The organism is Citrobacter sp. H12-3-2, from assembly GCF_009649895.1.
In the GTDB taxonomy this organism is placed as follows: Bacteria; Pseudomonadota; Gammaproteobacteria; order Enterobacterales; family Enterobacteriaceae; genus Citrobacter; species Citrobacter portucalensis.
Genome location: NZ_CP045837.1, coordinates 1,309,049 through 1,335,965 on the forward strand (window position 1 = coordinate 1,309,049; position 26,917 = coordinate 1,335,965).

At 54.7% G+C, this 26,917-nt stretch carries 22 protein-coding genes; 11 read left to right on the forward strand and 11 right to left on the reverse strand.

Going from position 1 to position 26,917, the window contains the following annotated elements:
* Positions 1-49: 49 nt before the first annotated feature.
* Positions 50-310, reverse strand: a complete 261-nt coding sequence (locus tag GHC22_RS06225) for a YfhL family 4Fe-4S dicluster ferredoxin (RefSeq protein ID WP_003037590.1) — start codon at positions 308-310, stop codon at positions 50-52.
* Positions 311-365: 55 nt separating this feature from the next.
* The gene (locus tag GHC22_RS06230) at positions 366-1,214 is read right to left on the reverse strand and encodes a MurR/RpiR family transcriptional regulator (RefSeq protein ID WP_032944256.1); all 849 of its coding nucleotides are present in this window, start codon (positions 1,212-1,214) and stop codon (positions 366-368) included.
* 117 nt (positions 1,215-1,331) lie between these two features.
* Between GHC22_RS06230 and murQ the strand changes: the two genes are divergently transcribed.
* The 4 genes from murQ (at position 1,332) to tadA (ending at position 4,803) form a co-directional block, all read left to right on the forward strand.
* Positions 1,332-2,225, forward strand: a complete 894-nt coding sequence (gene murQ, locus GHC22_RS06235; protein ID WP_032944255.1) for an N-acetylmuramic acid 6-phosphate etherase — start codon at positions 1,332-1,334, stop codon at positions 2,223-2,225.
* 9 nt (positions 2,226-2,234) lie between these two features.
* Positions 2,235-3,599, forward strand: coding sequence for a PTS transporter subunit EIIC (locus GHC22_RS06240; protein ID WP_008785492.1), 1,365 nt, complete (start codon positions 2,235-2,237; stop codon positions 3,597-3,599).
* A 3-nt stretch (positions 3,600-3,602) separates the two neighbouring features.
* On the forward strand, positions 3,603-4,238 hold the full coding sequence (gene yfhb / locus GHC22_RS06245; RefSeq protein ID WP_008785491.1) for a phosphatidylglycerophosphatase C: 636 nt from the start codon (positions 3,603-3,605) through the stop codon (positions 4,236-4,238).
* Between the two features lie 100 nt (positions 4,239-4,338).
* Positions 4,339-4,803 (forward strand): tRNA adenosine(34) deaminase TadA, encoded by a 465-nt coding sequence (tadA, locus tag GHC22_RS06250; protein ID WP_229235875.1) that lies wholly within the window; start codon positions 4,339-4,341, stop codon positions 4,801-4,803.
* 40 nt (positions 4,804-4,843) lie between these two features.
* Here the strand turns inward: tadA and mltF are convergent, their stop codons facing one another.
* Positions 4,844-6,394, reverse strand: coding sequence for a membrane-bound lytic murein transglycosylase MltF (gene mltF, locus GHC22_RS06255; protein WP_008785489.1), 1,551 nt, complete (start codon positions 6,392-6,394; stop codon positions 4,844-4,846).
* 257 nt (positions 6,395-6,651) lie between these two features.
* Here mltF and purL point away from each other — a divergent pair, with 257 nt between their 5' ends.
* From purL to glnB, 5 genes are all read left to right on the forward strand, one after another.
* A complete protein-coding gene (gene purL, locus GHC22_RS06260) occupies positions 6,652-10,539 on the forward strand; it encodes a phosphoribosylformylglycinamidine synthase (protein WP_153752465.1) in 3,888 nt (1,295 codons plus the stop codon).
* Between the two features lie 649 nt (positions 10,540-11,188).
* Complete coding sequence (qseE, locus tag GHC22_RS06265; RefSeq protein WP_153753961.1) at positions 11,189-12,619, forward strand: two component system sensor histidine kinase QseE/GlrK; 1,431 nt, start codon at positions 11,189-11,191, stop codon at positions 12,617-12,619.
* Positions 12,620-12,641: 22 nt separating this feature from the next.
* The gene (qseG, locus tag GHC22_RS06270) at positions 12,642-13,385 is read left to right on the forward strand and encodes a two-component system QseEF-associated lipoprotein QseG (protein ID WP_153752467.1); all 744 of its coding nucleotides are present in this window, start codon (positions 12,642-12,644) and stop codon (positions 13,383-13,385) included.
* Positions 13,385-14,719 carry a two-component system response regulator GlrR gene (gene glrR, locus GHC22_RS06275; RefSeq protein ID WP_304502732.1) on the forward strand — a complete coding sequence of 445 codons (1,335 nt, stop codon included), beginning with the start codon at positions 13,385-13,387 and terminating at the stop codon, positions 14,717-14,719. Before qseG ends, glrR begins: the two co-directional genes overlap by 1 nt.
* A 60-nt stretch (positions 14,720-14,779) precedes the next feature.
* Positions 14,780-15,118, forward strand: coding sequence for a nitrogen regulatory protein P-II (gene glnB / locus GHC22_RS06280; RefSeq protein WP_002914032.1), 339 nt, complete (start codon positions 14,780-14,782; stop codon positions 15,116-15,118).
* Positions 15,119-15,219: 101 nt separating this feature from the next.
* Here glnB and hmpA read toward each other — a convergent pair whose 3' ends face one another.
* Positions 15,220-16,410 (reverse strand): NO-inducible flavohemoprotein, encoded by a 1,191-nt coding sequence (hmpA, locus tag GHC22_RS06285; protein ID WP_153752469.1) that lies wholly within the window; start codon positions 16,408-16,410, stop codon positions 15,220-15,222.
* A gap of 326 nt (positions 16,411-16,736) precedes the next feature.
* Between hmpA and glyA the strand changes: the two genes are divergently transcribed.
* Positions 16,737-17,990 (forward strand): serine hydroxymethyltransferase, encoded by a 1,254-nt coding sequence (gene glyA / locus GHC22_RS06290; RefSeq protein WP_003835277.1) that lies wholly within the window; start codon positions 16,737-16,739, stop codon positions 17,988-17,990.
* 93 nt (positions 17,991-18,083) lie between these two features.
* Here the strand turns inward: glyA and hcaD are convergent, their stop codons facing one another.
* From hcaD to hcaE, 5 genes are read right to left on the reverse strand one after another with little or no spacing between them, the layout of a single operon-like run.
* Positions 18,084-19,286 (reverse strand): phenylpropionate dioxygenase ferredoxin reductase subunit, encoded by a 1,203-nt coding sequence (hcaD, locus tag GHC22_RS06295; protein ID WP_153752471.1) that lies wholly within the window; start codon positions 19,284-19,286, stop codon positions 18,084-18,086.
* A 9-nt stretch (positions 19,287-19,295) separates the two neighbouring features.
* Complete coding sequence (hcaB, locus tag GHC22_RS06300) at positions 19,296-20,108, reverse strand: 3-phenylpropionate-dihydrodiol/cinnamic acid-dihydrodiol dehydrogenase (RefSeq protein ID WP_153752473.1); 813 nt, start codon at positions 20,106-20,108, stop codon at positions 19,296-19,298.
* A complete protein-coding gene (gene hcaC / locus GHC22_RS06305) occupies positions 20,105-20,425 on the reverse strand; it encodes a 3-phenylpropionate/cinnamic acid dioxygenase ferredoxin subunit (RefSeq protein WP_032944244.1) in 321 nt (106 codons plus the stop codon). Before hcaC ends, hcaB begins: the two co-directional genes overlap by 4 nt.
* Positions 20,425-20,943 carry a 3-phenylpropionate/cinnamic acid dioxygenase subunit beta gene (gene hcaF / locus GHC22_RS06310; RefSeq protein ID WP_032944241.1) on the reverse strand — a complete coding sequence of 173 codons (519 nt, stop codon included), beginning with the start codon at positions 20,941-20,943 and terminating at the stop codon, positions 20,425-20,427. Before hcaF ends, hcaC begins: the two co-directional genes overlap by 1 nt.
* Positions 20,940-22,301: a 3-phenylpropionate/cinnamic acid dioxygenase subunit alpha gene (gene hcaE, locus GHC22_RS06315; RefSeq protein ID WP_032944240.1), complete on the reverse strand. Its 1,362-nt coding sequence runs from the start codon at positions 22,299-22,301 to the stop codon at positions 20,940-20,942. Before hcaE ends, hcaF begins: the two co-directional genes overlap by 4 nt.
* 135 nt (positions 22,302-22,436) lie before the next feature.
* On the opposite strand from hcaE, the gene hcaR reads away from it, so the two are divergent.
* Entirely contained in the window at positions 22,437-23,318 is an 882-nt protein-coding gene (gene hcaR, locus GHC22_RS06320; RefSeq protein ID WP_153752474.1) for a DNA-binding transcriptional regulator HcaR, read from the forward strand.
* Positions 23,319-23,322: 4 nt separating this feature from the next.
* On the opposite strand, the gene GHC22_RS06325 is transcribed toward hcaR, so the two are convergent.
* Together GHC22_RS06325 and GHC22_RS06330 are read right to left on the reverse strand one after the other, a co-directional pair.
* Positions 23,323-24,405, reverse strand: coding sequence for a fimbrial protein (locus GHC22_RS06325; protein ID WP_153752476.1), 1,083 nt, complete (start codon positions 24,403-24,405; stop codon positions 23,323-23,325).
* Positions 24,396-26,891, reverse strand: a complete 2,496-nt coding sequence (locus GHC22_RS06330) for a fimbria/pilus outer membrane usher protein (protein WP_153752478.1) — start codon at positions 26,889-26,891, stop codon at positions 24,396-24,398. Before GHC22_RS06330 ends, GHC22_RS06325 begins: the two co-directional genes overlap by 10 nt.
* Positions 26,892-26,917 lie beyond the last annotated feature (26 nt).

Genomic DNA, 26,917 nt, shown 5'->3' on the forward strand with positions numbered 1-26,917 from the left:
GTTTGTTGCAGGGGCAGGGTAGGGACTTCATCGCCAGATGGCGACGTGGCTAAAGTTTATCGGCGTGGTGCATCAGCACAAACTTATCCCACAGCTGCTCTTCTGTTTCGACATGCGCCGGATCTTTCAAAATAGTATTGGGGATCGGGCACACCTTCTGGCAGGTTGGCGTGTCGTAATGGCCTACGCATTCCGTACACTTGTCGCTGTTAATCTCGTAAATGCTATCACCCATCGAAATCGCCTCATTCGGGCATTCGGGCTCGCACATATCGCAATTGATACACTTTTTAGTGATTAACAGGGCCATCAGGAAACTCTCAAAACATCACAAATCGGGCGGGCATTATACGCGCATTCTTTGCTCAGACCAGTTTTTTTACCAGAGCCTCACTGTGGCGAATACGTTCCGGGGCATGCTCCAGATCCTGCTGCACCAGCGCCATAAACAGTAAATCGGTGAGCATCATTTGCGCATGGGTGGAGGAAATCGCTGCGCTGCGCGTGGCCTGCTCCTCGGCAATGGTGTACAGACAATGACTTGCCCGTTGCTGCAGTGCGTTCGGTGTAAATCCGGTGATGGCGAGGATTTTCGCGCCGGTGCGCAACGTTTCATCCGCAGCCAGGTTGAGCTCGCGACGCTCTCCGGTATACGAAATGGCCAGCAGTAGATCGTTGGGCGAAAGCGCCTGCACCGTCGCCAGTAGGGCGTGCATATCGCGTTCCACCACCGCGTTAAAACCAATCTTCAGCAGCTTCCAGGCAAAATTCTGCGCTACCAGACCCGATGCGCCAATCCCTGTCACGATAATGCGGCGGGCTGAACGCAGCATCGTGACGCTCTCCATCAGTTTCTCTTCGCTGTTGACGTCCAGCGTCGCATGCATCGCCGCCACGTTCTCCTTAATCAGTTTCTCGCCTACCATTCGCATCGGGTCGTCACCGCGAATCTGATTATGTACCGGAATGGAATGGGGGTTGGGATTGCTGGCCAATGCTTCGCTAATCGCCAGTTTGAGTGCCGGGAATCCTTTAAAGCCCATCTTTTGCGCGAATTTCACCACGCTGGACTGGCTGACGCCCGCTTCAAAGGCCAGCTGTTGTGAACTGAGATGACGCGCAGTATCCGGCTGAGCAAGAAGATAATCCGCAAGTTTTTTATCGCTTTGCGCGAGATCCGGATAACGCTGACGAATGCGAATTAAACAGTTCATGCTTTCTCCTGGCGAAAATGTGATGGCGATTACAAAACAAAATATCACTCGCCTTAGTGAATATAATATTCCATTATGACAGAATATTATGAATTAAAAATTCCTAAGGAACAAAAAATGAATCTCGGTGCGTTAGTTTCAGAAACCCGTAATCCTCAGACCATGGATCTGGATGCGCTCTCCACTCTGGAGTTGGTTCATCGTTTTAATCAACAGGATACGCTGGTAGCTGAAGCAGTAAAAGCAACTCTTCCTGAAGTTGCGCGCGCGGTTGATGCGGCAGCTGACGCGCTAAAAGCCGGTGGACGCATTATTTACATGGGAGCAGGTACCAGCGGGCGTCTTGGGGTGCTGGACGCGTCTGAATGCCCACCGACCTTCGGCGTCCCACACGGTCTGGTGGTTGGGCTGATTGCCGGGGGACCGGGCGCTTTGCTGAAGGCAGTAGAAGGCGCAGAAGATAACCCGCAGCTAGGCGAAGACGATCTGCGTGGGCTCAATCTTACCGCACAGGATCTGGTGGTGGGGCTGGCAGCTTCTGGTCGCACGCCGTATGTAATTGGCGGGTTGAAATATGCGCGTTCGGTGGGCTGTACAACGGCGGCTATTTCTTGCAATCCGGATTCCCCTATCGCGCATGAAGCGGATATTGCTATTTCTCCGGTAGTGGGGCCTGAGGCGCTGACCGGGTCAACACGACTGAAATCCGGCACCGCGCAAAAGCTGGTGCTCAATATGATCTCCACCGGCGCGATGGTGAAATTTGGCAAGGTGTACCAGAACCTGATGGTGGATATGCAGGCAACCAACGTCAAACTGGTCGATCGGGCGTGCCGTATGGTGGTTGAAGCCACCGGTATTGCGCGGGCTCAAGCTGAAACGCTGCTGAAGCAGACGGATTATGATGTTAAGCCAGCTATTTTAATGGCGCTCACCGGCCTGGATGCCGCTGCCGCCCGCGAAAAGCTTGCCGCTCACCAGGGTTTTTTACGCGCGGCGTTAGAACACTAAGAGGTGTATATGGATAAGACGGCGTTGCTGGCCAGCGACATCCTGCTGGGCGTTGGCGGAGAGAACAATATTCTGCGTCTGGAAAACTGTATGACCCGTGTCAGGGTGGAAGTTCAGGATGACGGGCAGATCGATATTCCCCGCCTCAGGCAACTGCCCGGCGTTAGCGGCTACGTGAAGCAGGGCGCACAGCACCAGATTATTGTCGGCCCCGGTAAAGCTGCCAAAGTGGTGGATGCCATGCGTTCCCTGATTGCCGATGGCGGCGAGCGAGCAGGTGCCAATGATATTGAGCGCACCAAGTCAGAGGCCAAAGCGAAGTACAAAGCGCCGATGAGCGATGCGCTGCGCAAGCTGGCGAACGTCTTTATCCCTCTTATTCCGGCGTTTATCGCCTCCGGTTTGATTACCGGCATTATTAACATCCTTAAGCGCCCGGATATCGTGGGGGATTTTGCGACCCACTATCCAAATATGCTGGGGTTGATGGGCATATTTGGCAGCGCCGTGTTTGCCATTATGAATATTCTGGTCGGGGTGAATACCGCCAAAGTTTTCGGTGGCTCCCTGGCAATGGGCGGGGTGATGGCGGGGATCCTTTCCAGCCCTCAGCTGGCGCAAATTACCCTGTTTGGCGAAGCGTTGCAGCCGGGGCGCGGTGGGGTTATTGCGGTATTGCTGGTGGTTGCGCTGATGTGCTGGATCGAACGTAAATTCCGCACGCTGTTGCCGGAATCACTGGAGCTTATCCTTAACCCGCTGCTAACCACCATCATTACCGGCGTAATCGCGATTGTGGCGCTGCAACCGCTTGGCGGATGGATTTCTGAATCTATCGCTCACGGCGCATCATGGGCTATCGATCGCGGCGGTTTTCTGGTCGGTGCCGTGCTGGCAGGTACCTTTCTGCCGTTGGTGCTCACCGGACTTCATCAGGGATTGGTGCCCATCCACGTTGAGCTGGTTCAGGCACACGGTTATAACGCGCTTTTTCCGATCCTGGCGATGGCGGGCGTTGGGCAAATAGGTGCTGCGATCGCGGTTCTGATGAAAACTCGTAATGCGCGGCTAAAGAAAGTGATCAAAGGGGCGCTACCGGTCGGACTACTGGGGATTGGCGAGCCGCTGATTTTTGGCGTAACGCTGCCGTTGGGTAAGCCGTTTATCGGTGCCTGTCTTGGCGGCGCGGTAGGTGGGGCGCTGATTAGCTACTGGAAGGTGGCGACGGTCATCACCTTTGGCATCTCCGGATTACCGCTGGCACTGACGATTGTTGCCGGAAAAGTGATGTTCTATCTGTTAGGCTATCTGGTAGCAGTTATCGCCGGGTTCCTGTTTACCTGGCTATTGGGATTCACTGATCCAGAGGAATAAAGTTTGACCAATCACCAGCGCCGCGTTGTCTTTTTTGATTTGGATGGCACGTTACACCAGCAGGATATGTTCGGTAGTTTTATTCGTTATCTGCTGCGTCGCCAGCCGCTGAACGCGTTGCTTGTGCTGCCTTTGTTACCGGTGATTGCGCTGGCGTTGCTGATAAAAGGACGTGCCGCCCGCTGGCCAATGAGCCTGCTGTTATGGGGATGCACTTTTGGCCGCAGCGAGGCGCGTCTGAAAGCGCATCAGGCCGACTTTGTGCGCTGGTTTCGCCGTAACGTGACGGCGTTTCCGCTCGTGCAGCAGCGGCTGACAACCTACCTGTTAAGCTCTGACGCTGATATCTGGCTTATTACCGGCTCTCCGCAGTCACTGGTCGAGCAGGTTTACTTTGATACTCCATGGCTACCGCGAGTCAATCTGATTGCCAGCAAAATGGCGCGGGGATACGGCGGTTGGGTACTGACTTTGCGCTGTCTGGGCCATGAGAAAGTGACACAACTGGAACGCCACATTGGCGCGCCGCTACAGCTTTATAGTGGCTATAGTGACAGTAATCAGGACAATCCGCTGCTCTCTTTTTGCCAGCATCGCTGGCGCGTCACGCCGCGCGGAGAGCTTCAGCAACTCGAATAGCTAACGCACATGCAATTTGAAGTATGACGTGTATAATGCGCCCGCTTTGATTACTGGAGTTACCCCTTTGTCAGATGTTGAATTTAGCCACGAATACTGGATGCGTCATGCTTTAACGCTGGCTAAGCGCGCCTGGGATGAGCGTGAAGTCCCGGTGGGTGCGGTATTGGTACATAACAACCGAGTGATTGGCGAAGGCTGGAACCGCCCGATTGGACATCATGATCCGACTGCCCACGCTGAGATTATGGCGCTGCGTCAGGGCGGCCTGGTGCTGCAGAACTACCGTCTGTTAGATGCCACGCTGTATGTCACTCTGGAGCCGTGCGTGATGTGCGCTGGCGCGATGGTGCACAGCCGTATCGGTCGGGTCGTTTTTGGCGCGCGCGATGCGAAAACGGGCGCTGCCGGGTCATTAATGGATGTACTGCATCACCCTGGAATGAATCATCGGGTTGAAGTGACAGAGGGGGTACTGCGGGATGAATGTGCCACGTTGCTCAGTGATTTCTTCCGCATGCGCCGGCAGGAAATCAAAGCCCTGAAAAAATCCGCTAATCAGTAACTCTCAGCCTGACGGCAGTGCGCTTATCAGGCGTACAAGACTACTTCTCCTCTTTTTTATGCGGTGAAAACAGCAGGGAAGGGGAGTGCGTCAGGTAGTTTGACGACGTTTGAGACAGAAACGCCGAAAGCGGGAATTTCTCTTTACCTAATAGTTCTGCGGGCGTCACCGTCGGGTAATCCTGCGCCAGTTGCTGCGTTTCTAGCGCCTGTTTTTCTTTCTCTTGCAGATATCCCACCAGGCTAATTTGGTACTTACGGATATTTTCCACATAGGCGTAAGCTTCGTGGCCGCGCGCATAGCCATAGGTCAACTTGTTATAATACGGTTTTTGGCTGAGAAGCGGTAATCGCTGTTTTACGTCGGACCAACTGTTCGGATTGCCTTTGGTTTTCACCGTCAGCGCCCGCGCATCCAGCATGTGCGCATAACCCATGTTATAGGCTGCAAGGGCAAACCAGATGCGTTCTCCTTCGGGGACGGTATCCGGTACTTTACTCATCATATCCTGCAAGTATCGCGCCCCGCCGCTGATACTCTGTTCGGCATCGGTACGGTCGGTCAGCCCGAGACTCTGAGCGGTATTTTTAGTCAACATCATCAGCCCGCGTACGCCGGTTGGAGAGGTGGCCTGCGCGTCCCAGTGTGATTCCTGATATGAGATAGCGGCCAGCAGTCGCCAGTCTATCTCTTGCGCATATTTCTCAAACAGCGGCTTGAGGTCCGGCAACACGCTGTCTACGGCGCGTAAAAAGGAGCGGGTATCGACATAGTCAAAATCATCGCCATGTCCGAGATATTTCTCTTCCAGCCGTGCCAGAGAACCGTCTTCATTCATGGTGTTGAAGAAATCCAGTAGGGCGGCAGACAGCGTGTTGTCATCGTCCAGCCGACTAAACCATGTCACCGGTTGTTCGTCAGAGACGTCGAGCGCTACGGCCAGCTCAGGATGCACGCGTTGATATAAGCTGATGGCAACAGAATCGGCAATGGTGTAATCCAGCTTTCCGGCGATTACATCATCAAGCAGTTCGGTGGTGCCCTTTTTGTCATCGACTTTCCAGCTCAGATCGGGAAATTTTTTCTCTTTTAGCTGCTGGAGGTCATTAACCACCACGTGCCCCGGGGCGATAGTCAGTTGGTTTTCGTTCACGGTGGCAAGCGTGCGCGGGCGGTATTGCCCAACCCGGTACACCAGCTGTTGTGAAACCGAATAATAGGTCGGGCCTGGCTGGTAATTTTTCACCCGCTCGCTGTTATAGACCAGACCTGCGGCTAACAGGTCGGCATTGCCGTTATCCAGGTCGTCAAAAAGCTGGCTGATGTTCTGGCGTACGGTAACTTTTAACTTCACGCCTAAGTAGTCGGCAAATTCCTGGGCCAGTTCATAATCCAGGCCGAATTTTTTGCCGTTGAGGGTCGCGTAAGTTAATGGCGAATCAATGGTACTGACGCGCAGCTCTCCCCGCGACTGAATGGCGGCGATACGATTTTCGGCTTTACCGAACCAGGGGATAGATGGCCAAAGGGCCGCTGCCAACAACAGCGTCAATATGCCGATGAACAGATAATTAATCTTTAATTTTTTCAATTAGTTAATTCTCTGAACCGTACGTTGTCTCTGTCTGCTGTGGTGTTGATTAAGAAGTGAAGTCGTCATTAATGAACGGCATTTTGCTTAAACTTGCGTCAGTTGGCAACTTATTCAGAAATCTGACCGCATTTGATGATAAGTGACGGTCGTGATTTTATTTCGACGCAAACGGTTTCGTCGGCGCGGTAGATTCTTTATAATGACGCCCGTTTCCCCCACTTGGGCACACCGAAAGCTTAGAAGACGAGAGACTTATGATGGAAATTCTGCGTGGTTCACCTGCACTGTCTGCATTCCGTATTAACAAACTGCTGGCACGTTTTCAGGCTGCCAACCTCCAGGTCCACAACATTTACGCCGAGTACGTCCATTTTGCCGATCTGAATGCACCGTTAAATGAAGATGAGCACGCGCAGCTTGCACGCCTGCTGAAATATGGTCCTGCTCTGCAAAGCCACGCCCCGGAAGGCAAACTGCTGCTGGTTACGCCTCGCCCTGGCACCATCTCCCCGTGGTCTTCTAAAGCGACTGATATTGCCCACAACTGCGGCCTGCACCAGATTAGCCGCCTGGAACGTGGCATTGCCTGGTATGTAGAAGCCTCCACGCTGACCGCTGAGCAATGGCAGATGGTGGCCGACGAACTGCACGATCGCATGATGGAAACGGTTTTCTCTTCGCTGAACGATGCCGAAAAACTGTTTGCCCATCACCAACCGGCGCCGGTCTCCAGCGTTGATCTACTGGGTGAGGGGCGTCAGGCGCTGATCGACGCTAACCTGCGTCTGGGTCTGGCGCTGGCGGAAGACGAAATTGACTATCTGCAGGATGCGTTCACCAAACTGGGACGTAACCCGAACGATATTGAACTATACATGTTTGCGCAGGCCAACTCTGAGCACTGCCGCCACAAGATTTTTAACGCCGACTGGGTTATCGATGGTAAACAGCAGCCGAAGTCGCTGTTCAAGATGATCAAGAATACCTTCGAAACCACGCCGGACCACGTGCTGTCTGCCTATAAAGACAACGCTGCGGTAATGGAAGGCTCTGAAGTGGGCCGCTATTTTGCCGACCACAAAACCGGCCGCTACGATTTCCATCAGGAACCAGCCCACATCCTGATGAAGGTTGAAACTCACAACCACCCGACGGCTATCTCTCCGTGGCCAGGTGCTGCAACCGGCTCCGGTGGCGAAATCCGCGACGAGGGCGCAACAGGTCGCGGTGCAAAACCGAAAGCCGGGCTGGTGGGTTTCTCCGTTTCCAACCTGCGTATTCCTGGCTTTGAACAGCCGTGGGAAGAAGACTTCGGTAAGCCGGACCGTATTGTTACCGCGCTTGATATCATGACCGAAGGCCCGCTGGGCGGCGCGGCGTTTAACAACGAATTTGGTCGTCCGGCGCTGACCGGCTACTTCCGTACCTATGAAGAAAAGGTCAACAGCCACAACGGCGAAGAGCTGCGCGGTTACCATAAACCGATCATGCTGGCAGGCGGGATCGGTAACATCCGTGCCGATCACGTGCAGAAGGGCGAGATCGTCGTTGGCGCTAAGCTTATCGTCCTCGGCGGCCCGGCGATGAACATTGGCCTTGGCGGTGGGGCAGCCTCCTCTATGGCTTCCGGCCAGTCTGATGCAGATCTTGATTTCGCTTCCGTACAGCGTGACAACCCGGAAATGGAACGTCGTTGCCAGGAAGTTATCGACCGTTGCTGGCAGATGGGTGATGCGAACCCGATTCTGTTTATCCATGACGTTGGTGCGGGTGGACTGTCTAACGCTATGCCGGAGCTGGTAAGCGATGGTGGTCGCGGTGGTAAGTTCCAGCTGCGCGATATCCTCAGCGACGAGCCGGGTATGAGCCCGCTGGAAATCTGGTGTAACGAATCCCAGGAACGCTACGTGCTGGCGGTTGCTGCCGATCAATTACCGCTGTTTGACGAACTGTGTAAGCGCGAGCGCGCGCCGTATGCGGTGATTGGTGAAGCTACCGAAGAACAGCATCTGACCTTGAGCGACAGCCACTTCGACAACCAGCCGATCGACATGCCGCTCGATGTGCTGCTGGGTAAAACACCGAAAATGACCCGCGATGTGCAGACGCTGAAAGCCAAAGGCGATGCCCTGAATCGTGGTGAAATCTCGATTGCAGATGCGGTTAACCGCGTGCTGCATCTGCCGACTGTCGCGGAGAAAACGTTCCTCGTGACCATCGGTGACCGTACCGTTACCGGCATGGTGGCGCGTGACCAGATGGTTGGTCCGTGGCAGATCCCGGTCGCCAACTGCGCGGTCACAACCGCAAGCCTCGATAGCTACTACGGCGAAGCAATGTCTATCGGCGAACGCGCGCCGGTTGCGCTACTGGATTTCTCTGCCTCTGCGCGTCTGGCGGTCGGTGAAGCGCTGACCAACATTGCGGCAACGCAGATTGGCGACATCAAACGTATTAAGCTGTCGGCAAACTGGATGGCGGCTGCGGGTCACCCTGGTGAAGATGCTGGCCTGTACGAAGCAGTAAAAGCCGTCGGGGAAGAGCTATGCCCGGCGCTCGGCCTGACCATTCCAGTGGGCAAAGACTCTATGTCGATGAAAACCCGCTGGCAGGAAGGTAACGAGCAGCGTGAAATGACCTCGCCACTGTCGCTGGTGATTACCGCCTTTGCCCGCGTGGAAGATGTGCGCCACACCATTACCCCGCAGCTGTCTACTGAAGACAACGCCCTGCTGCTGATTGACCTCGGTCTTGGTCACAATGCGCTGGGCGCTACGTCGCTGGCGCAGGTTTACCGTCAACTGGGCGATAAGCCTGCCGACGTGCGTAACGTTGAGCAACTGAAAGGCTTCTACGATGCGATTCAGGCGCTGGTCGCTGCGCGTAAGCTGCTGGCCTATCATGACCGTTCTGACGGCGGTCTGCTGGTTACGCTGGCGGAAATGGCCTTCGCCGGTCACTGCGGTATTGACGCTGATATCCACTCTCTGGGTGAAGATCGTCTGGCGGCGCTGTTTAACGAAGAACTGGGTGCGGTGATTCAGGTTCGTGCTGCTGAACGTGAGGCGGTGGAAGCGATTCTGGCTGCCCACGGCCTGGCAGACTGCGTACACTTCCTCGGTAAAGCCGTTGAAGGTGACCGCTTCAACCTGACCGCTAACGGCCAGCCGGTGTTTAGCGAAAGCCGTACAACCCTGCGTATGTGGTGGGCGGAAACCACCTGGCAGATGCAGCGTCTGCGTGACAATCCGGAATGCGCCGATCAAGAACACGACGCTAAAACCAACGATGCGGACCCTGGTCTCAACGTTAAACTGTCGTTTGATATCAACGAAGATGTTGCCGCTCCGTACATCGCCACCGGTGCGCGTCCCAAAGTGGCCGTACTGCGCGAGCAGGGCGTGAACTCCCACGTTGAAATGGCAGCAGCCTTCCACCGTGCGGGTTTCGACGCCATCGATGTGCACATGAGTGACCTGCTGGGCGGACGTATCGGCCTGGGTAACTTCCAGGCGCTGGTGGCCTGCGGCGGCTTCTCTTACGGCGATGTGCTTGGCGCTGGTGAAGGTTGGGCGAAGTCGATTCTGTTCAACAACCGCGTCCGTGATGAGTTCGAAACCTTCTTCCATCGCCCGCAAACGCTGGCACTCGGCGTGTGTAACGGTTGTCAGATGATGTCTAACCTGCGTGAGCTGATCCCAGGAAGCGACCTGTGGCCGCGCTTTGTGCGTAACCACTCCGACCGCTTTGAAGCCCGCTTCAGTCTGGTCGAAGTGACGCAAAGCCCATCCTTACTGCTTGCCGATATGGTGGGTTCGATGATGCCGATTGCCGTTTCTCACGGTGAAGGTCGTGTGGAAGTGCGTGACGGTGCGCATCTGGCTCAGCTTGAGAGCAAAGGTCTGGTGGCGCTGCGCTACGTTGATAACTTCGGTAAGGTGACCGAGACCTATCCGGCTAACCCGAACGGTTCGCCGAACGGTATTACTGCAGTGACCACTGAAAATGGTCGCGTCACCATTATGATGCCGCACCCGGAACGTGTGTTCCGTACCGTGAGCAACTCCTGGCACCCGGAAAACTGGGGCGAGGATAGCCCGTGGATGCGTATTTTCCGCAACGCGCGTAAACAGCTCGGTTAATTCGCTCAATAGTCATCAAGCCCCTCTTCGCGAGGGGCTTTTTTTTGTCTGCCGGATGAAACCCGCCTGATGACGCTACGCTTATCAGGCCTACAGGGAAAATGCGGTTGTAGGCCGGATAAGGCGTTCACGCCGCCATCCGGCAATAAACTCAGCGCTTGCACCTAAAAGTAAAGTGTCGGGAAATGCCGACATGGACAGGGTTGTGGTGTCGTCAAAAAGAGACGTTTAATTATTTGATTTAATAGGGATTTGTTTTTAAGTGCTGCAAGTGTTGCTGATTGGCGACAGAGAGAACAAAAAACAGCCAGAATTGTTATTTGTGAAAATAATAATATTTTTCATACTTATCATTGTGTTAATAAAGTGTTTTGAATATTGGCACAGATGCTGCATAATATTAACCAGTGGCTCATTCACCTTCTTATGTCAGCCCCTTCGGGACGTGCTACATAAACTTCGAATGACGCACAACAAGGTGCCTGCCGTCCAACATCTGATATTAGCATTGCTCATATCAACCTCCGGGCGAAACGTCGAGTTAGGCACCGCCTTATTCCACAACAAAGCCGGGTTAATCCCGGCTTTGTTGTATCTGGCGTTCCCCTCAGTTAGCATCAATCTATTCCTGTCCATTGAGAGTAACGCCTTGAAGCGCTGGTCAGTTTTTCCCCGATCTTTACGTCAATTGGTGACGTTGGCCTTCTTGCTTATCCTGCTGCCGTTGTTAGTTCTGGCCTGGCAGGCATGGCAAAGTCTGAATGCCCTGAGCGCGCAGGCTGCGCTGACAAACCGCACCACGCTGATTGATGCCAGACGCAGCGAGGCGATGACCAACGTCGCGCTGGAGATGGAGCGCAGCTATCGGCAATACTGCGTGCTTGATGACCCAACATTGGCCAGGGTCTACCAAAGCCAGCGTAAACGCTACAGCGACATGCTGGATGCGCATGCGGGGGTGTTGCCGGATATCAAGCTCTACCAGGCGTTGCGTCAGGATCTTAACGATCTCGCGCAGTTGCAGTGTAAAAACAGTGGTCCTGACAGTGTGTCGGCTGCACGGCTGGAAGCGTTCGCCAATGCCAATACCGAGATGGTGCAAGCGACGCGTACCGTGGTCTTTTCTCGTGGGCAGCAGTTACAGCAGGAAATAGCCGAACGCGGGCAGTTTTTTGGCTGGCAGGCACTGGTGCTGTTTCTCGTCAGCCTGGCGATGGTCTTGCTGTTTACCCGCATGATTATCGGTCCGGTGAAGGGTATTGAACGGATGATCAACTGTCTGGGGGAAGGGCGCTCGCTGGGGGATAGCGTATTATTTACCGGGCCACGGGAATTGAGATCCGTGGGGCAGCGTATCATCTGGTTAAGCGAACGCCTCTCCTGGCTTGAGTCGCAACGGCATCAGTTTTTACGCCATCTTTCCCATGAGCTGAAAACACCGCTGGCGAGCATGCGCGAAGGTACCGAATTGTTGGCCGATCAGGTGGTTGGCCCGTTAACACCGGAGCAAAAAGAGGTGGTCGGTATTCTGGATGACAGCAGCCGTAACCTGCAAAAGCTGATTGAACAACTCCTCGATTACAACCGCAAGCTGGCTGATGACGAGGTGGAACTTGAAAGTGTGGAAATCGCGCCGCTGGTGGAAAGCGTTGTTTCTGCGCATAGCCTGCCCGCTCGCGCCAAAATGATACATACTGATGTTGCGCTTGCGGTGAAAACCTGCCTGGCAGAACCGATGCTGTTGATGAGCGTGCTGGACAATCTTTATTCCAATGCGGTGCACTATGGTGCTGAATCCGGTAACATTTGGATCCGCAGCAGTTTGCATGGCTCAACGGTATACATCGATGTAATGAATACCGGCACACCGATTCCAGAAGCAGAACAGACCATGATCTTCGAGCCTTTTTTCCAGGGGAGTCATCAGCGAAAAGGGGCGGTAAAAGGAAGCGGGTTGGGGCTAAGCATTGCCAGAGATTGTATCCGCCGTATGCGGGGCAAGCTGTATCTGGTTGATGACCATGCGCAAAACGTTTGTTTTCGCATAGAACTGCCGCCAGCTGCTGCGAAAAATCACTAAAATAAACCTAAGTCTGGTGAGTATGCCATACGTTGTTGTCCGAATGCTTAAACGACATTTTCTTCGTCGCGTCATCCTCGCAAGCCTGCCGTGCCTGGCGCTGGTTGGTTGTGTCCCGAACGCGGTGAATCATATTATCGGCGATCCCTCGCAGGAGAAAATTCCGCCTAATCAACTGGCGGACTACCTTGCAACCGACTGTACGGATATCTGGTCGCTGTCTGGCCAGTCTACAGAAACCAATCCGTTGTACTGGCTGCGGGCGATGGATTGTGCCAATCGCCTGATGCCGGTGCAGGCGCGTAGTGAAGCCAGCACCCTGATGACAGATACCTGGCAGGGCGCATTCAGGCGTGGGATCCTGCTCGATAACGCCAACATTACGCCGCCTGAAAGGCGGGAGGCTGTTACGCGCCTCGATGCGTTAAGCCCGCAAATTCCGCCGCAGGTACGCCCGCTGTATCAGGTATGGCGCAGTAGCCAAACGTTGCAGTTGCAGCTTGCCGAAGAGCGTATGCGCTACAGTAAACTCCAGCAGGCGTCCGACAGCGATCTCGATACGCTGCGCCAACAGCAACAGCATTTGCAGTCCCAGCTCGATCTCACGACCCGCAAGCTGGAGAATCTGACCGATATTGAGCGCCAGCTTTCCACGCGCAAACCTGGCGGTAACTACAATCCTGATGCGCTGCACGGGAACGATAAACTCACTACGCCTGATAACGAAGAAGGCACAGCGCCGTCTGCCGATGAGGTTACGCCATGATAAGCCGTAAGCCCGCGCATCTGCTGCTGGTGGATGACGATCCGGGACTGTTGAAATTACTTGGAATGCGACTGACCAGCGAAGGCTACAGCGTCGTGACCGCGGAAAGTGGGCAGGAAGGGTTACGGGTGCTGAACCGTGAAAAAGTGGATCTGGTTATTAGCGATCTGCGCATGGATGAAATGGACGGCATGCAGCTGTTTACTGAAATCCAGAAAGTACAGCCTGGGATGCCGGTGATTATCCTAACCGCTCACGGCTCCATCCCGGACGCTGTTGCGGCGACCCAGCAAGGGGTGTTCAGTTTCCTCACTAAACCAGTCGACAAGGACGCGTTATATCACGCGATTGACGGGGCGCTGGAACAGTCTGCGCCCGCCACCGATGACAGCTGGCGCGAATCTATCGTTACCCGCAGCCCGCTGATGCTACGCCTGCTGGAACAGGCGCGGATGGTGGCGCAATCGGACGTTAGCGTTTTGATTAACGGCCAAAGCGGAACCGGGAAAGAAGTTTTCGCTCAGGCTATTCACAACGCCAGCCCACGCAGCCAAAAACCTTTCATTGCCATTAACTGCGGCGCGTTGCCGGAACAACTGCTGGAATCAGAACTGTTTGGTCATGCGCGCGGTGCTTTTACCGGTGCGGTGAGCAATCGTGAAGGGCTGTTTCAGGCCGCAGAAGGCGGCACGCTGTTTCTCGATGAGATTGGCGATATGCCTGCGCCGTTACAGGTGAAACTGCTGCGCGTATTGCAGGAACGAAAAGTCAGACCGTTGGGCAGTAACCGCGATATCGACATTGATGTGCGGATCGTTTCTGCGACCCACCGCGATTTACCCAAAGCGATGGCACGGGGCGAATTTCGCGAGGATTTGTACTATCGCCTCAATGTGGTGAGCCTGAAGATCCCTGCGCTGGCCGAGCGTACGGAAGATATTCCGCTGCTGGCGAACCATCTGCTGCGCCAGTCTGCTGAACGGCACAAACCGTTCGTACGCGCCTTTTCAACCGATGCCATGAAGCGGTTAATGACCGCTAGCTGGCCGGGCAACGTGCGTCAGCTGGTCAACGTAATTGAGCAGTGCGTGGCGTTGACCTCTTCGCCGGTGATCAGCGACGCGCTGGTGGAGCAGGCGCTGGAAGGGGAAAACACCGCGCTGCCGACCTTTGTTGAGGCGCGTAACCAGTTTGAGCTCAACTATCTGCGTAAGCTGCTGCAAATCACCAAGGGCAATGTGACCCACGCGGCAAGAATGGCGGGGCGCAACCGCACCGAATTCTATAAATTGCTTTCTCGGCACGAGCTGGATGCAAACGATTTCAAAGAATAAATCTGCGGATTATGTTAGCTTTATTCGATCAAAAGACAGGCGACCTTTTCAAGGAATAGCATGAAAAAGATTGATGCGATTATTAAACCCTTCAAGCTGGACGACGTCCGCGAAGCGCTGGCAGAAGTCGGCATTACCGGTATGACTGTGACAGAAGTGAAAGGTTTTGGCCGTCAGAAAGGCCATACCGAGCTGTACCGTGGTGCGGAATATATGGTGGATTTTCTGCCGAAGGTAAAAATTGAAATTGTGGTTACCGACGACATCGTCGATACCTGCGTCGACACCATTATCCGTACTGCCCAGACCGGCAAGATCGGTGACGGTAAGATTTTTGTCTTCGACGTGGCACGCGTTATTCGTATTCGTACCGGTGAAGAAGACGACGCGGCAATCTAAGCCGCGCCGTTAATTTGTAGGCCTGATAAGCGTAGCGCATCAGGCAGAGTGATTGCCGGATGGCGGCGTAAACGCCTTATCCGGCCTACTTGCGTAACACATTACAAGACTTTGTGCGGGCCAAAGCACTCGTAATGAATGTTCTCGTTTTTCACGCCCAGACCGACCAGCTGCTTCGCGGCGAACTGCATGAAACCAACCGGACCGCACAGATAAAACTGCATCGCCGGATCGCTGATTGCGCTTTCCAGTTTGTTCAAATCCATCAGACCTACGCTATCAAAGGCACCTTTCGCACGATCGGCTTCGGTTGGCTCACGATACCAGGTGTGTGCGCTAAAGCGTGGCAGCGTTTTGCCGAGTTCATTAACTTCATCAGCGAAGGCATGCACGTCACCATTTTCTGCCGCATGGAACCAGTTAACCTGCGCCGTATGCTGCGCTTTTGCCAGCGTATCCAGCATCGCCAGCATTGGGGTTTGTCCCACGCCCGCGGAGATCAGAGATACCGGGGTGTCGGTCGCAACGTCCATAAAGAAATCGCCCGCAGGTGCGGCCAGGCGAACAACGTCGCCAACATTCGCATGGTTGTGCAGCCAGGTTGAAACCTGACCACCGTCCTCACGCTTAACCGCAATACGGTAGCCTTTGCCATCGGGTTTACGGGTCAGTGAGTACTGACGAATTTCCTGATGCGGGAAACCTTCCGGCTTTAACCAGACGCCCAGATATTGCCCCGGATGATATTCAGCTACTGCGCCACCGTCGACAGGTTCAAATTCAAAGCTGGTGATAAGTGCACTGCGTGGGGTTTTTGCCACGATGCGGAAAGGACGGGTACCTTCCCAGCCGCCATTTTTATTGGCATTTTCGCTGTAGATTTGCGCTTCACGGTTGATGAAAACGTTCGCCAGCACACCGTATGCTTTGCCCCACGCATCCAGAACTTCCTGGCCTGGGCTGAACATTTCGTCCAGCGTTGCCAGTAAATGGCCACCCACGATGTTGTACTGCTCGGGTTTAATCTGGAAGCTGGTATGCTTCTGTGCGATTTTCTCAACAGCCGGCAACAGTGCCGCCAGGTTTTCGATATTGCTGGCATACGCGGCAATAGCGTTAAACAGCGCTTCACGCTGATCGCCATTACGCTGATTACTCATGTTGAAGATTTCTTTCAGCTCTGGGTTATGCGTAAACATGCGGTCGTAGAAATGGGCGGTCAGCTTCGGGCCTGTTTCAACCAGCAGGGGAATGGTGGCTTTCACTGTAGCGATGGTTTGTGCGTCAAGCATACGGTCTTCCTTTATCTGAGACTTTAATGATGTATGTCAAATGCATCTTATAAAAAATACCCCTGCATTGTAAATGGTTCTTTGTAACTTTGCGTTGTAAAGGTTACATCGTGAAAAATCTGCATCACAAACCTGAAAAGAAATCCGTTGAAATTCAGCAGACCTTTGTTCTCCAAAGCCTTGCGTACCTTGAAGGTAATCGTTTGCGTAAAATCCTTTGTCAAGACCTGTTATCGAAGAATGATTCGGTTATACTGTTCGCCGTTGTCCTACGGACCGCCTTTTAAGGCCGAAAATTTTATTGTTAGCTGAGTCAGGAGATGCGGATGTTAAAGCGTGAAATGAACATTGCCGATTATGATGCCGAACTGTGGCAGGCTATGGAGCAGGAAAAAGTACGTCAGGAAGAGCACATCGAACTGATCGCCTCCGAAAACTACACCAGCCCGCGTGTTATGCAGGCGCAGGGTTCTCAGCTGACCAACAAATATGCTGAAGGTTATCCGGGCAAGCGCTACTACGGCGGTTGCGAGTACGTTGATATCGTTGAGCAACTGGCTATCGATCGCGCAAAAGAGCTGTTTGGCGCTGACTACGCTAACGTACAACCGCACTCCGGCTCTCAGGCTAACTTTGCTGTTTACACCGCTCTGCTGCAACCGGGCGATACCGTTCTGGGTATGAACCTGGCACAAGGCGGCCACCTGACTCACGGCTCCCCGGTTAACTTCTCCGGCAAACTGTACAACATCATCCCTTACGGTATTGATGAGTCCGGCAAAATTGACTACGAAGACATGGCGAAGCAGGCCAAAGAGCACAAACCGAAGATGATCATCGGTGGCTTCTCTGCTTACTCCGGCGTTGTTGACTGGGCAAAAATGCGCGAAATCGCCGACAGCATCGGTGCATATCTGTTCGTCGATATGGCGCACGTTGCAGGTCTGATTGCCGCAGGCGTTTATCCGAACCCGGTTCCACACGCACACGTTGTGACCACCACCACCCACAAAACCCTGGCGGGTCCACGCGGTGGCCTGATCCTGGCGAAAGGCGGTGACGAAGAGCTGTACAAAAAACTGAACTCCGCTGTGTTCCCAAGCGCGCAGGGCGGCCCGCTGATGCACGTGATCGCGGCGAAAGCTGTGGCGCTGAAAGAAGCGATGGAGCCTGAGTTCAAGGTTTACCAACAGCAGGTTGCCAAAAACGCCAAAGCGATGGTGGAAGTGTTCCTGAACCGTGGCTACAAAGTGGTTTCTGGCGGTACTGAAAACCACCTGTTCCTGCTGGATCTGGTTGATAAAAACCTGACCGGTAAAGAAGCTGACGCCGCGCTGGGCCGTGCTAATATCACCGTTAACAAAAACAGCGTACCGAACGATCCGAAGAGCCCGTTTGTGACTTCCGGTATCCGTATCGGTTCTCCGGCTGTGACTCGCCGTGGCTTTAAAGAAGCTGAAGTGAAAGAGCTGGCTGGCTGGATGTGTGACGTTCTGGACAACATCAATGACGAAGCTGTTATCGAGCGCGTCAAAGGTAAAGTGCTGGATATCTGTGCACGTTTCCCGGTTTACGCGTAAGTCATACGGATTGCCTGATGGTGGTGTAAACACCTTTTCTGGCCTACAGGTAACTCACATGTAGGCCAGATAAAACGAAGTGCCATCCGGCAGTTATATTGACTTAAGCAAGATTGTTTCATCGATTAAAGCCGCCACTGGCGGCTTTTTCTTTGCCTGAATCCATTTTCTCAATAAACGTATTTCTCGGCCCTGATTCAACGTTACTGCCCCAACAATCACGCCATCCTGTAGGTTAAACCATATTGCTCTCTGCGCATCTGAATTGCCGCGTATGAGCCAGCTGTCTCCCTGCATTTCGCCAATAAACTGCAAATTATCGCGATATTGATCGGTCCAGAACCAGCCCGGCGTTGCTGCTGGCTGCGGTTGATTGAGCATCGCGGCGGCGGCAACCTGTGCCTGAAAATTGGCGTTTTCCCAGCTTTCCACGCGTACTAACGAACCGTCAGCCAGGCGCGTTATCGCTACGTCACCGGCGGCGAAAATCGCGGGATCGGAGGTGGTGCAGGCGGCATCAACGATAATGCCGTTCACTGTCTCCAGCCCCGCTTCGCGGGCCAGCATATCGTTCGCCACGATACCGATGCCATAGATCACCGCATCAGCGGTGAGAGTTTCGCCGTTTTGTAGCCTGAGCGAGAGAGACTCTCCCGCTTCGGCATGCTCAATAGCGCTGTTAAGCAATACCCGCACACCCGCAAGTTGGTGGCGGGCTAGCAGGTAGTCGCGCACCGGAGCAGGCGCGTTGCGGCCCATGACCGTTGGCGCCAGCTCCACCACCGTCACCTGACAGCCGCGTTGAGTCGCGCTGGCCGCCAGTTCCAGACCAATGGTGCCCGCACCGACAATGACAATCGACTTGCCCGGCAATAAATTGTCGCGCAGGCGCTCGGCATCGCCCGCGTGGCGTAGGGTGAAGCAACGATCGCCCAGCTTATCCAGTTGCGGAAGGGGGCGTGCCGCAGCGCCCGTCGCAATCAGTAGCCGATCCCATGGATAACTCTGCCCATTAGCCAGCACCAACTGATGCGTTTGGCGGCCGAGCGTCTGCACAGTAACCCCCAGATGCAGCTGTACGTTGTGTTCCCGCCACCAGTCAGCGGGGAGTATCGGCTGAAGTTGCGGATTGTCGTCCAGTAGCATCGCTTTGGAGAGCGGTGGGCGTTCATAGGGTAGATGCTGCTCATCGGAAAACAGGTGTAATTCGCCGTCAAAACCTTGTTGGCGCAGTGCAGCGGTAGCCATAGCCGCCGCCTGACCGCCGCCGACGATAGCAATAGTTTTTGGGTTCATAACGCCTCCTCAGAGATCCAGTCCGGCGGCGACGTGACGAATACCGCGAATACCCAGACCGGCGTCGGCATTGATCATCACGCCGCTCAATGTGCGGTTGTTGCGCTTTGACGCCAGCATCACATACGGGCCGGTAAAATCCGCAGGCTCCGGGAAAAATTGTAGTGGCAAAATAGCGGCGATTTTTTCCGGCGTCAGCGACTGCATAATCGATGTATCGTTTTGTCCCAGCGCCTGCGGGCCGCGTAGATCTGTCGCCATACCGCATGGACCGACACCGTTAACACGAATCTTTGGTGCCAGCTCGTATGCCAGCTGGCGAATCAGCCCGGTAGCCGCATGTTTGCTGGCGGTATACAGCGGGCCGCCGCCGCCGGGATACCACGACGCATTGGACAGGGTAAAGATGATGCTGCCTTCGCTGGCGATAAGTGCTGGGGCACAGGCTTTCGCGCCCAGCAGATAGCCCAGCACGTTGACGTTAAACAGCTCATGAAAGCCGCTCTCCAGCGCATCCGCAGGCGTATTGACCAACGAGGCGTTGTGATCCCATATCCCCGCATTTCCGATAAAACAGTCCAGCGTACCGTAATGCGTCAGGATTTGAGCTACCGCGCGCTGATAGTCGGCGTAGAAGGTGACGTTGCCTTCGATTGCCAGCACATGTTTGCCAAAGCGCTGACGCAGGCTGGCAACTTTAGCTGGCGACAGCTCCAGCGTGGCGACCCGCGCACCTTCTTCGATGAAACGCTCGACCAGTGCCAGACCAAGACCGGAGCCGCCGCCGGTGATAAAGACCACGTTATCGCGTAAATCGCTCATCTTGCGTCCTCTGGAATATCAACAAACACATCGCTACCGTCTACATATACCGCGTAGGTGGTGAGCGCGTCGGTGGCGGGTAGACACAACGCCTTGCCGGTTTTCAGGCAAAAACTGGCGGCATGCAGCGGGCATTCCACCGTAGCGTCGTCTTCCAGATAGCCTTCCGACATCGAGGCGTTACCGTGGCTACAGCGATCGTTAATGGCATAGAACTCGCCGCCAACGTTGAACAGCGCGATGACGGGCGAGGTATCAAGCCGGAGCGCTTCACCCTCCGGCAAATCCCCTACGGGGCAGGCATAAACACGACTCATCAGAACAGTACACTCAGGTTATGGGAGGTGATCACCGCTTGATCCAGCACGATCTCACGCTCCAGTAAGCGCCACTCATCGCCCGGCAAACGGCGCACTTTGTCTATGCGCATGCCGACGTAAAAGGTTTCATCGCGCTCTTTTTGCGCGCGATACAGCAGATAATTAAGGCGCACGGCAAAGACGTCGGGAACCCCAGTTTCACTGACCTGGCAGTTGCTGATCAGGTGCCGGGTACGCGACGGTGGCTCTTCCGCCCAGGCCATGCCTGTTTCCAGCCGCGCGATACGACGTTCGAGCTGGTCCTTGTTGTCGTTGAAAATCCAGGTGGTCGGCGGCTGCACGCCTTTACGACGATCGCGCGTCTGGGCATTGACCGTCGTACGCATGGTGTAGCGAATGTCTTCATCCAGTTGTGCCAGCCAGTCACGAAACTTCCAGTCATCCAGCAGGCTGGCTTCATGGTAGAGAAACTGTGTAATGCGGTGGTGTAGTTCCTGAGAAACTAAGGTGCTCATTTCATCACCTCCTGCTGGTAAGCGGCGGTTTTTTCCTGCACTTCCTGCCAGCTTTCGCTGCTGAGTAAATCGGCCCAGCGCTGATACATGCCGCGCGCGGCGGTTTCCGAAAAGATGTAGTTGGTGATCCCCGGAATGCCGTCTTCACGACGTTTCTCCTGGCCAAGCCCCATTTCCAGACACAACTTGGTGTTGCGTGCGCGGTGACCCTTCAGCAGTTTTTGAATTTCACACCAGTTTTCCGAGTCGTCCTGCTCCAGGAATCCGGCGGGGCCAAAGGCGCGCGTGGCGCTGTTTTCAAACGCGGCTTTCACTTCATCAGAGGCGGCTTTATCGGTAATACAGAATGCCCATACTTCAACTTGATCCGGTCCGCGCGGATGCCAGACCCTTAAGGTGGCAGTACCGTTGAGCCAGGAAAGCGTTGGGAAAATGTTGTTGTGACCGGCCAGACGCAGGGCGCGAACTTTACCCAGACGCTGCTCGGCTTCCGCGTAGGTGTCGCGGTAATAGCTGGAGACTTCGCCGTCGACCCAGACGTTGGCATCGGGATTTTCGGTAAAGAAAAATCCGCTACCGTGGCCATCCTGACCGAACTGTAGCGCGTCTTTGGCGGTTTCCCACACCGGGCGGGCGGTTTGTCCGTCGCCCAGGCGTTTGTCGCTGCCGTCGTCTTTTGCCCCCAGCACCTGCACGGCCGAGGCATGGCTGAACAGCGCGTGATACTGGTCGCTGGCAAACTGTTCGGCGGGGAATTTCCAGTTACAATCGATGGTCCACTTTTGTACGCCACCGACGATTTCGGTGCCGCCTTCACGACGATCCAGCACACCGTCGAGATACCAGGCGATGTCGCCGAGATAATCGCGCAACGCAGGCGCGGAGGTATCCCAGTTGCCGAAAATCAGTCCCTTGTAGCTCTCTACGCCAGGAACTTCGTTCAGCCCCCAGTGCGATTTGCACAGCCCTTGCGGGTAGGCGCGCGGTTCCAGCGGAACGTCGATCAGCTCGCCGTTAATGCCGTACGACCAGCCGTGATACGGGCAGGTGAAGGCGCGGGTATTGCCGCAGTCGGCGTAGCTGACGCGCATTGCGCGGTGGCGACACTGGTTGAGAAACGCTTTGATGCTGCCGTCTTTCTGGCGAACCACCACAACTGCATCCTCGCCCATGTAGGTGTTAAAAAAATCACCGGGTTTGGGGATTTGGCTTTCGTGGGCTAGAAATAACCAGCAGCGTCCGAAGATGCGTTCCAGCTCCAGTTGGTAAATTTCAGGGTCGGTATAAATTCGTGGGGTTACGCGACCGTTTTGCGTGTCGATCAGTTGGTAGATGTCTAAATTTGAGGGTGTGGTCATATTTTTTAATCCTGAAAGCTAAGATGTATTGACCTTCTTTTTTTGTACCCTAAGGATGTTGCTGATTAGTTATCAATCTGTGAAATAGTAAATTTCTACCAGTTGAGACATTTTTTCGATAACAAGGAGAAGGGCATGGAACTGAGGCACTTACGCTATTTCGTAGCGGTGGCGCAGGCGCTGAATTTCACCCGAGCGGCAGAAAAGCTGCATACCTCTCAGCCGTCGTTAAGCAGCCAGATCCGCGATCTGGAAACGTGCGTGGGCGTTCCGTTGCTGGTGCGGGATAAACGAAAAGTTGCGCTGACGGCGGCGGGAGAGTGCTTTTTACAAGATGCGCAGGCGATCCTCGAACAGGCGGAAAACGCCAAAGCTCGTGCCCGTAAAACGGTGCAGGAAGATAATCATTTCGCCATCGGTTTTGTCCCTTCCGCAGAGGTAAATCTGCTGCCGAAGGTGCTGCCTTTGTTTCGTTTAAAACAGCCTGATACGCACATTGAGCTGGTGAGTCTGATCACCACCGAACAGGAAGAGAAGATCCTGAGTGGAGAGCTGGATGTGGGCTTAATGCGCCACCCGGTGTACAGCCCGGATCTCGATTATCTGGAGCTGATTCATGAGCCGTTAGTCGTGGTTTTACCGGTGAATCATCCGTTAGCTAATGAGCAAGCAATCTCCGCAGAACAACTACACGGCGTGAATTTTGTCAGCACCGATCCGGCCTACTCTGGCGCGTTAGCGATGATTGTCAAAAACTGGTTTCAGCAGCAAAAAAGCCAGCCCAACATTGTGCAGGTGGCAACCAACATTCTGGTGACCATGAACCTGGTCGGCATGGGGCTGGGGGTGACTTTGATACCCGGTTATATGAATAATTTTAATACCGGACAGGTGGTTTTCCGCCCTATTGTTGGCGATGTTCCGACCATTGCGCTGTTGATGGCGTGGAAAAAAGGCGAGCTAAAGCCCGCCCTGCAGCATTTTATCGAACTGGCTCAGCGCCAGCCGATGTTGTGAGCCATTATTTCACGAGAACGGTGATGGTCGCGGTACCGCTAAATTTCCCCGGTGCGGGCGTGCCGCCGAGCATATTAATCGGCCAGGCTTCCAGGTTGATTACTCCCTTGCCGGAAGGATCGATATTGATCAATCCATTTGTGAACGGGACATTGACATGGGTGCCGTCGATACGGGCCATTCTCACACCGATGTCCGGGACATTATTGGCTTCCTGGCGGCGGGCGACTAACGTGTACTGCTCAATCACATCATCAGCATCAATCCTCATTTCCATGCTATTTTTGATGGTTGAGGTATCACCGCAGTCATAGTGAATGTCAAAATTGACCGGTGTATAGCCGTCCGGCATCTGGTCCTTGGTGGTGAAACGGTTGGCGTTGATAAAACCGAGATCGACCTGAATCACGTCGCCCTGGTTGATTTTACAATCCTGGGGCACGGTGATGCTCCCCTGGATGCGCAGTTCGGCGATATCTTCCATGCTGCTCACCGATGGTGGGGTGGCCGAACTGGTCCATCCGGCCTGTACTGAGCCGACCAGGGTGTCTGGAATTACCAGTTCCCCCAGGAAGGGTTTGGTGACGTACAGCGTAAAACGGGTGCTCGCGCCAATGTTTACCGGCGCGGCGCGGATCTCCGCTGGGTCAGCCGTGCACACGCTACCTTTGCTGCTGCTGGGGCTGTAAGAGCCACTTTCCTGGATAGGTTTAGTGTTCTGCGGCGTGACCGCCGTCTTCCCGGGAATGTCATCAACTTCAGTTTTAATATCCAGATTATCATTTAACTGGTAAAAGCCGCTGAGTTTACCGTTTTTAGATAGCGCGCTGGTGACCGTATAGTACAACGCCACTTTGCTACCCGCGCTACAGCTGCAATCGATTTGATAAGCATTGCCTGAGAGCGGCGTTGGCAGTTCCAGCGAGGTTCCCGTGACGTTCTGTGCTTGCGTCCAGTCGCTGGCTATATTGACGTTAAAGCTTCCCGTCGCGGAGCAGGCCCCGGTCACCGCGTAGACCGGGGTGATAGATAGCGCCAGTAGCGCGGCGGTAATCCCATTTTTCATCCACGGACTCTTTATTGACATAGCGAGTTCCCATTTTGTATTGCGGTGTTGCGAGCAGCATCTTCCGGCAGGCTGAAGGTAAACTGGCATTGTTGATCTGGCTGATTACCCCAGCGCACGGACCAGATCTGCGGCTGGCTGTTTACACCAGTGATATACAGCACGCCACCTTCATCGACGATGCTCTGCTGCGTCTGACTGCTGGCGATGGCGCCGAAGGGCAGTGCTTTTCCGCGCGCATCGGTGAGTTTCAGCAGTACGCGGTAGCCGGTCTGGGCAATAAAGTGTGCCGTTACGGCGGCACCGCGATTAGGCACTACGGTGCGCACCGTTTCGGTGACGTCGACGTTATCCGGCATCATTGTGGTATCGAGAGAGATGGCGTTTTCCTGATACGCGGTCAGATAGGGGATCACGGCATAGCCAAAATAGTCGGTGGCGATGCCGGGGTAATTTTTCACCCGGATCCCTGCCGCGCCGTTGGCGTCAATCAGCGCAAAGGCATTGCCCAGTGACTGCGACAGGGTCACGCCGTGACGATGGGCGACAATACCGCCAGAGAGGCCGTAGCTCAGTTGGCGGTTATCGCTGCTGTAGTCGTAACCGGCATTCACGGTGCCGTAGGCAGAACGGTAGCTGCCGTACAGACTGCTGCTGCCCGGATCGCCGCCTTCGCTTTGCCGTTGTTTCAGGTTATAGGTCAGCCGACAGTCTTCCAGCAGCGAGCCATTGATGCCCACTTCGTGCTGAGTAGCGCGATCGCGCTGGTCGGTGGTGCGCCAGGTTGCCTGCGCATGCGACAGCCAGCGATCCAACGGCACGCTCAGGCTGAGCGACAGCGTACGGTCGTTGTCGCTGTCATGTGAGTCGGTAAACTGGCCGCTGAGGTTATAGCTCACGCCCCACAGATTGCCGTTCAGGCCAATGGACAGATTTTTATCCTGCTGCTCGCGATCCCAGTACTCCTGCTGCGAGCCAGAGGCGTAGAAACTGATACCAGAAAACAACGTCTGGCTGACAGTGAACTGAGCTTCATCGCGCAGGTGATCGCCGCCGTTGATACCCTTCTGGTTGGCGTCGGAGAAGTTGAAATAACCGCTGCTGGTGTAGCGGTAGTAGCTTAGCGACACGCTAGTGCCGCTTTCCGGTAGGTCTTTGATGTACTGGGTGCGCCAGCTGTAGCCATGATAGCTTTCATCGTTATCAAGCTGAGTGTCCGCACGGCTGACGTCCATCGATACTGCCCCCAGAACGCCAAGCGTAGAGCCGAGGCCCAGCGCCAGCGCTCGGTAGTCCTGCGAGGCGTTCAGGCCGCCGTAAAGCGTGAACGCGTTGTTCAGACCATAGCTGGCGGTGCTTTCAAGGAACTCCGGCTCGTGGCTGTCCTGCGAGCTGGCAGCGCGAAAGCGCCCCGCGGTGACGCTGTATTTTAGATAACCCGGTCTTTGCATCTGCGGCAGCGCGGAGAACGGCTGGACGAAATGACGTATGCTGCCGTCGGCTTCTTCGATAGTGACGTCTAAGTCGCCGCTGAACGCCGAAGGGTAGAGATCGTTGATTTCAAAAGCCCCAGCCGGAACGTTGCTTTGATACAGGGTGTAGCCGTTTTGCCGTACCGTCACGATAGCGCTGGAGTTGGCGATGCCGCGAATGGTCGGCGCAAAGCCGCGCTGGCTGTTGGGCAGCATGGTTTCATCAGAGTACAGCCGCACGCCGGTAAACTGATAGCTGGAGAACACCGTGCCTTCGGTGGCGCTCTCGCCTATCACCAACTGCGATTTCAGGCTTTTGATATCCCGTTGTAGCCAGCTATTAATGCTATCCCAACGCGTGTCATTATCGCTGTGCGCCCAGGTCGAGTAATTGCGCAGTCGCCAGGGGCCGATGTTGGCACCATTTTGCATATTCAGATACTGACGCCGATCGCTGTCGTTGTCGTACTGGTTTTGCGAACCGCTAAAGTTGTAGTTGGTGAACAAAACCGGCATCCCGTCGTCCCAGCGTGCAGGATCTACATAGCCGCGGGCGTCACGGTAAAGGGCAATCTGCGGCACGCTGAGATTCAGTCGGCTGTGGTTGATATCAAACTGTGAGATGCTGCCGGGAATCGCCTGCGTCAGGTCGGCTACTATCGTGGCGTTGTCCTGCTCCGCCAACTGTGGATAGTTGTCGATTTTAAAGCCCAGCTCACGCAGTTGCCCGAGGGTGAACTGAGGAATCAACTGGTGGTCTTTACCCGCGACAAACGGCAGCCTACGCTGACCGGTTTTCTTGTTGTTAATATAAATATCAACAATATATTCGCCGGGAAGCTGGGCGTTATTCTGCGAAAATACCGCCAGATCCACCGCCTGCTGGCCGCTTTTCTCCGTTTCCAGAAGGGTTGGGTCAAAGTAGAAGTCACCGGCCCAGGCATGGCCGGAGGCCAGGCATCCGCTGGCGATTGCGCAGTGCAACCAGAAGGCAAGTGGCTTCACGGTTGATAAATTCGGCGTTCTTTGCGTCATATCGCTTGTCATTCCCTGAGAGCTAT

Coding starts and splice junctions, on each gene's coding strand:
- GHC22_RS06225 (WP_003037590.1), bottom strand. CDS start 310: ATGGCCCTGTTAATCACTAAAAAGTGTATCAATTGCGATATGTGCGAG.
- GHC22_RS06230 (WP_032944256.1), bottom strand. CDS start 1,214: ATGAACTGTTTAATTCGCATTCGTCAGCGTTATCCGGATCTCGCGCAA.
- murQ (WP_032944255.1), top strand. CDS start 1,332: ATGAATCTCGGTGCGTTAGTTTCAGAAACCCGTAATCCTCAGACCATG.
- GHC22_RS06240 (WP_008785492.1), top strand. CDS start 2,235: ATGGATAAGACGGCGTTGCTGGCCAGCGACATCCTGCTGGGCGTTGGC.
- tadA (WP_229235875.1), top strand. CDS start 4,339: ATGCGTCATGCTTTAACGCTGGCTAAGCGCGCCTGGGATGAGCGTGAA.
- purL (WP_153752465.1), top strand. CDS start 6,652: ATGATGGAAATTCTGCGTGGTTCACCTGCACTGTCTGCATTCCGTATT.
- qseG (WP_153752467.1), top strand. CDS start 12,642: ATGCCATACGTTGTTGTCCGAATGCTTAAACGACATTTTCTTCGTCGC.
- glnB (WP_002914032.1), top strand. CDS start 14,780: ATGAAAAAGATTGATGCGATTATTAAACCCTTCAAGCTGGACGACGTC.
- hmpA (WP_153752469.1), bottom strand. CDS start 16,410: ATGCTTGACGCACAAACCATCGCTACAGTGAAAGCCACCATTCCCCTG.
- glyA (WP_003835277.1), top strand. CDS start 16,737: ATGTTAAAGCGTGAAATGAACATTGCCGATTATGATGCCGAACTGTGG.
- hcaD (WP_153752471.1), bottom strand. CDS start 19,286: ATGAACCCAAAAACTATTGCTATCGTCGGCGGCGGTCAGGCGGCGGCT.
- hcaB (WP_153752473.1), bottom strand. CDS start 20,108: ATGAGCGATTTACGCGATAACGTGGTCTTTATCACCGGCGGCGGCTCC.
- hcaC (WP_032944244.1), bottom strand. CDS start 20,425: ATGAGTCGTGTTTATGCCTGCCCCGTAGGGGATTTGCCGGAGGGTGAA.
- hcaF (WP_032944241.1), bottom strand. CDS start 20,943: ATGAGCACCTTAGTTTCTCAGGAACTACACCACCGCATTACACAGTTT.
- hcaE (WP_032944240.1), bottom strand. CDS start 22,301: ATGACCACACCCTCAAATTTAGACATCTACCAACTGATCGACACGCAA.
- hcaR (WP_153752474.1), top strand. CDS start 22,437: ATGGAACTGAGGCACTTACGCTATTTCGTAGCGGTGGCGCAGGCGCTG.
- GHC22_RS06325 (WP_153752476.1), bottom strand. CDS start 24,405: ATGTCAATAAAGAGTCCGTGGATGAAAAATGGGATTACCGCCGCGCTA.
- GHC22_RS06330 (WP_153752478.1), bottom strand. CDS start 26,891: ATGACGCAAAGAACGCCGAATTTATCAACCGTGAAGCCACTTGCCTTC.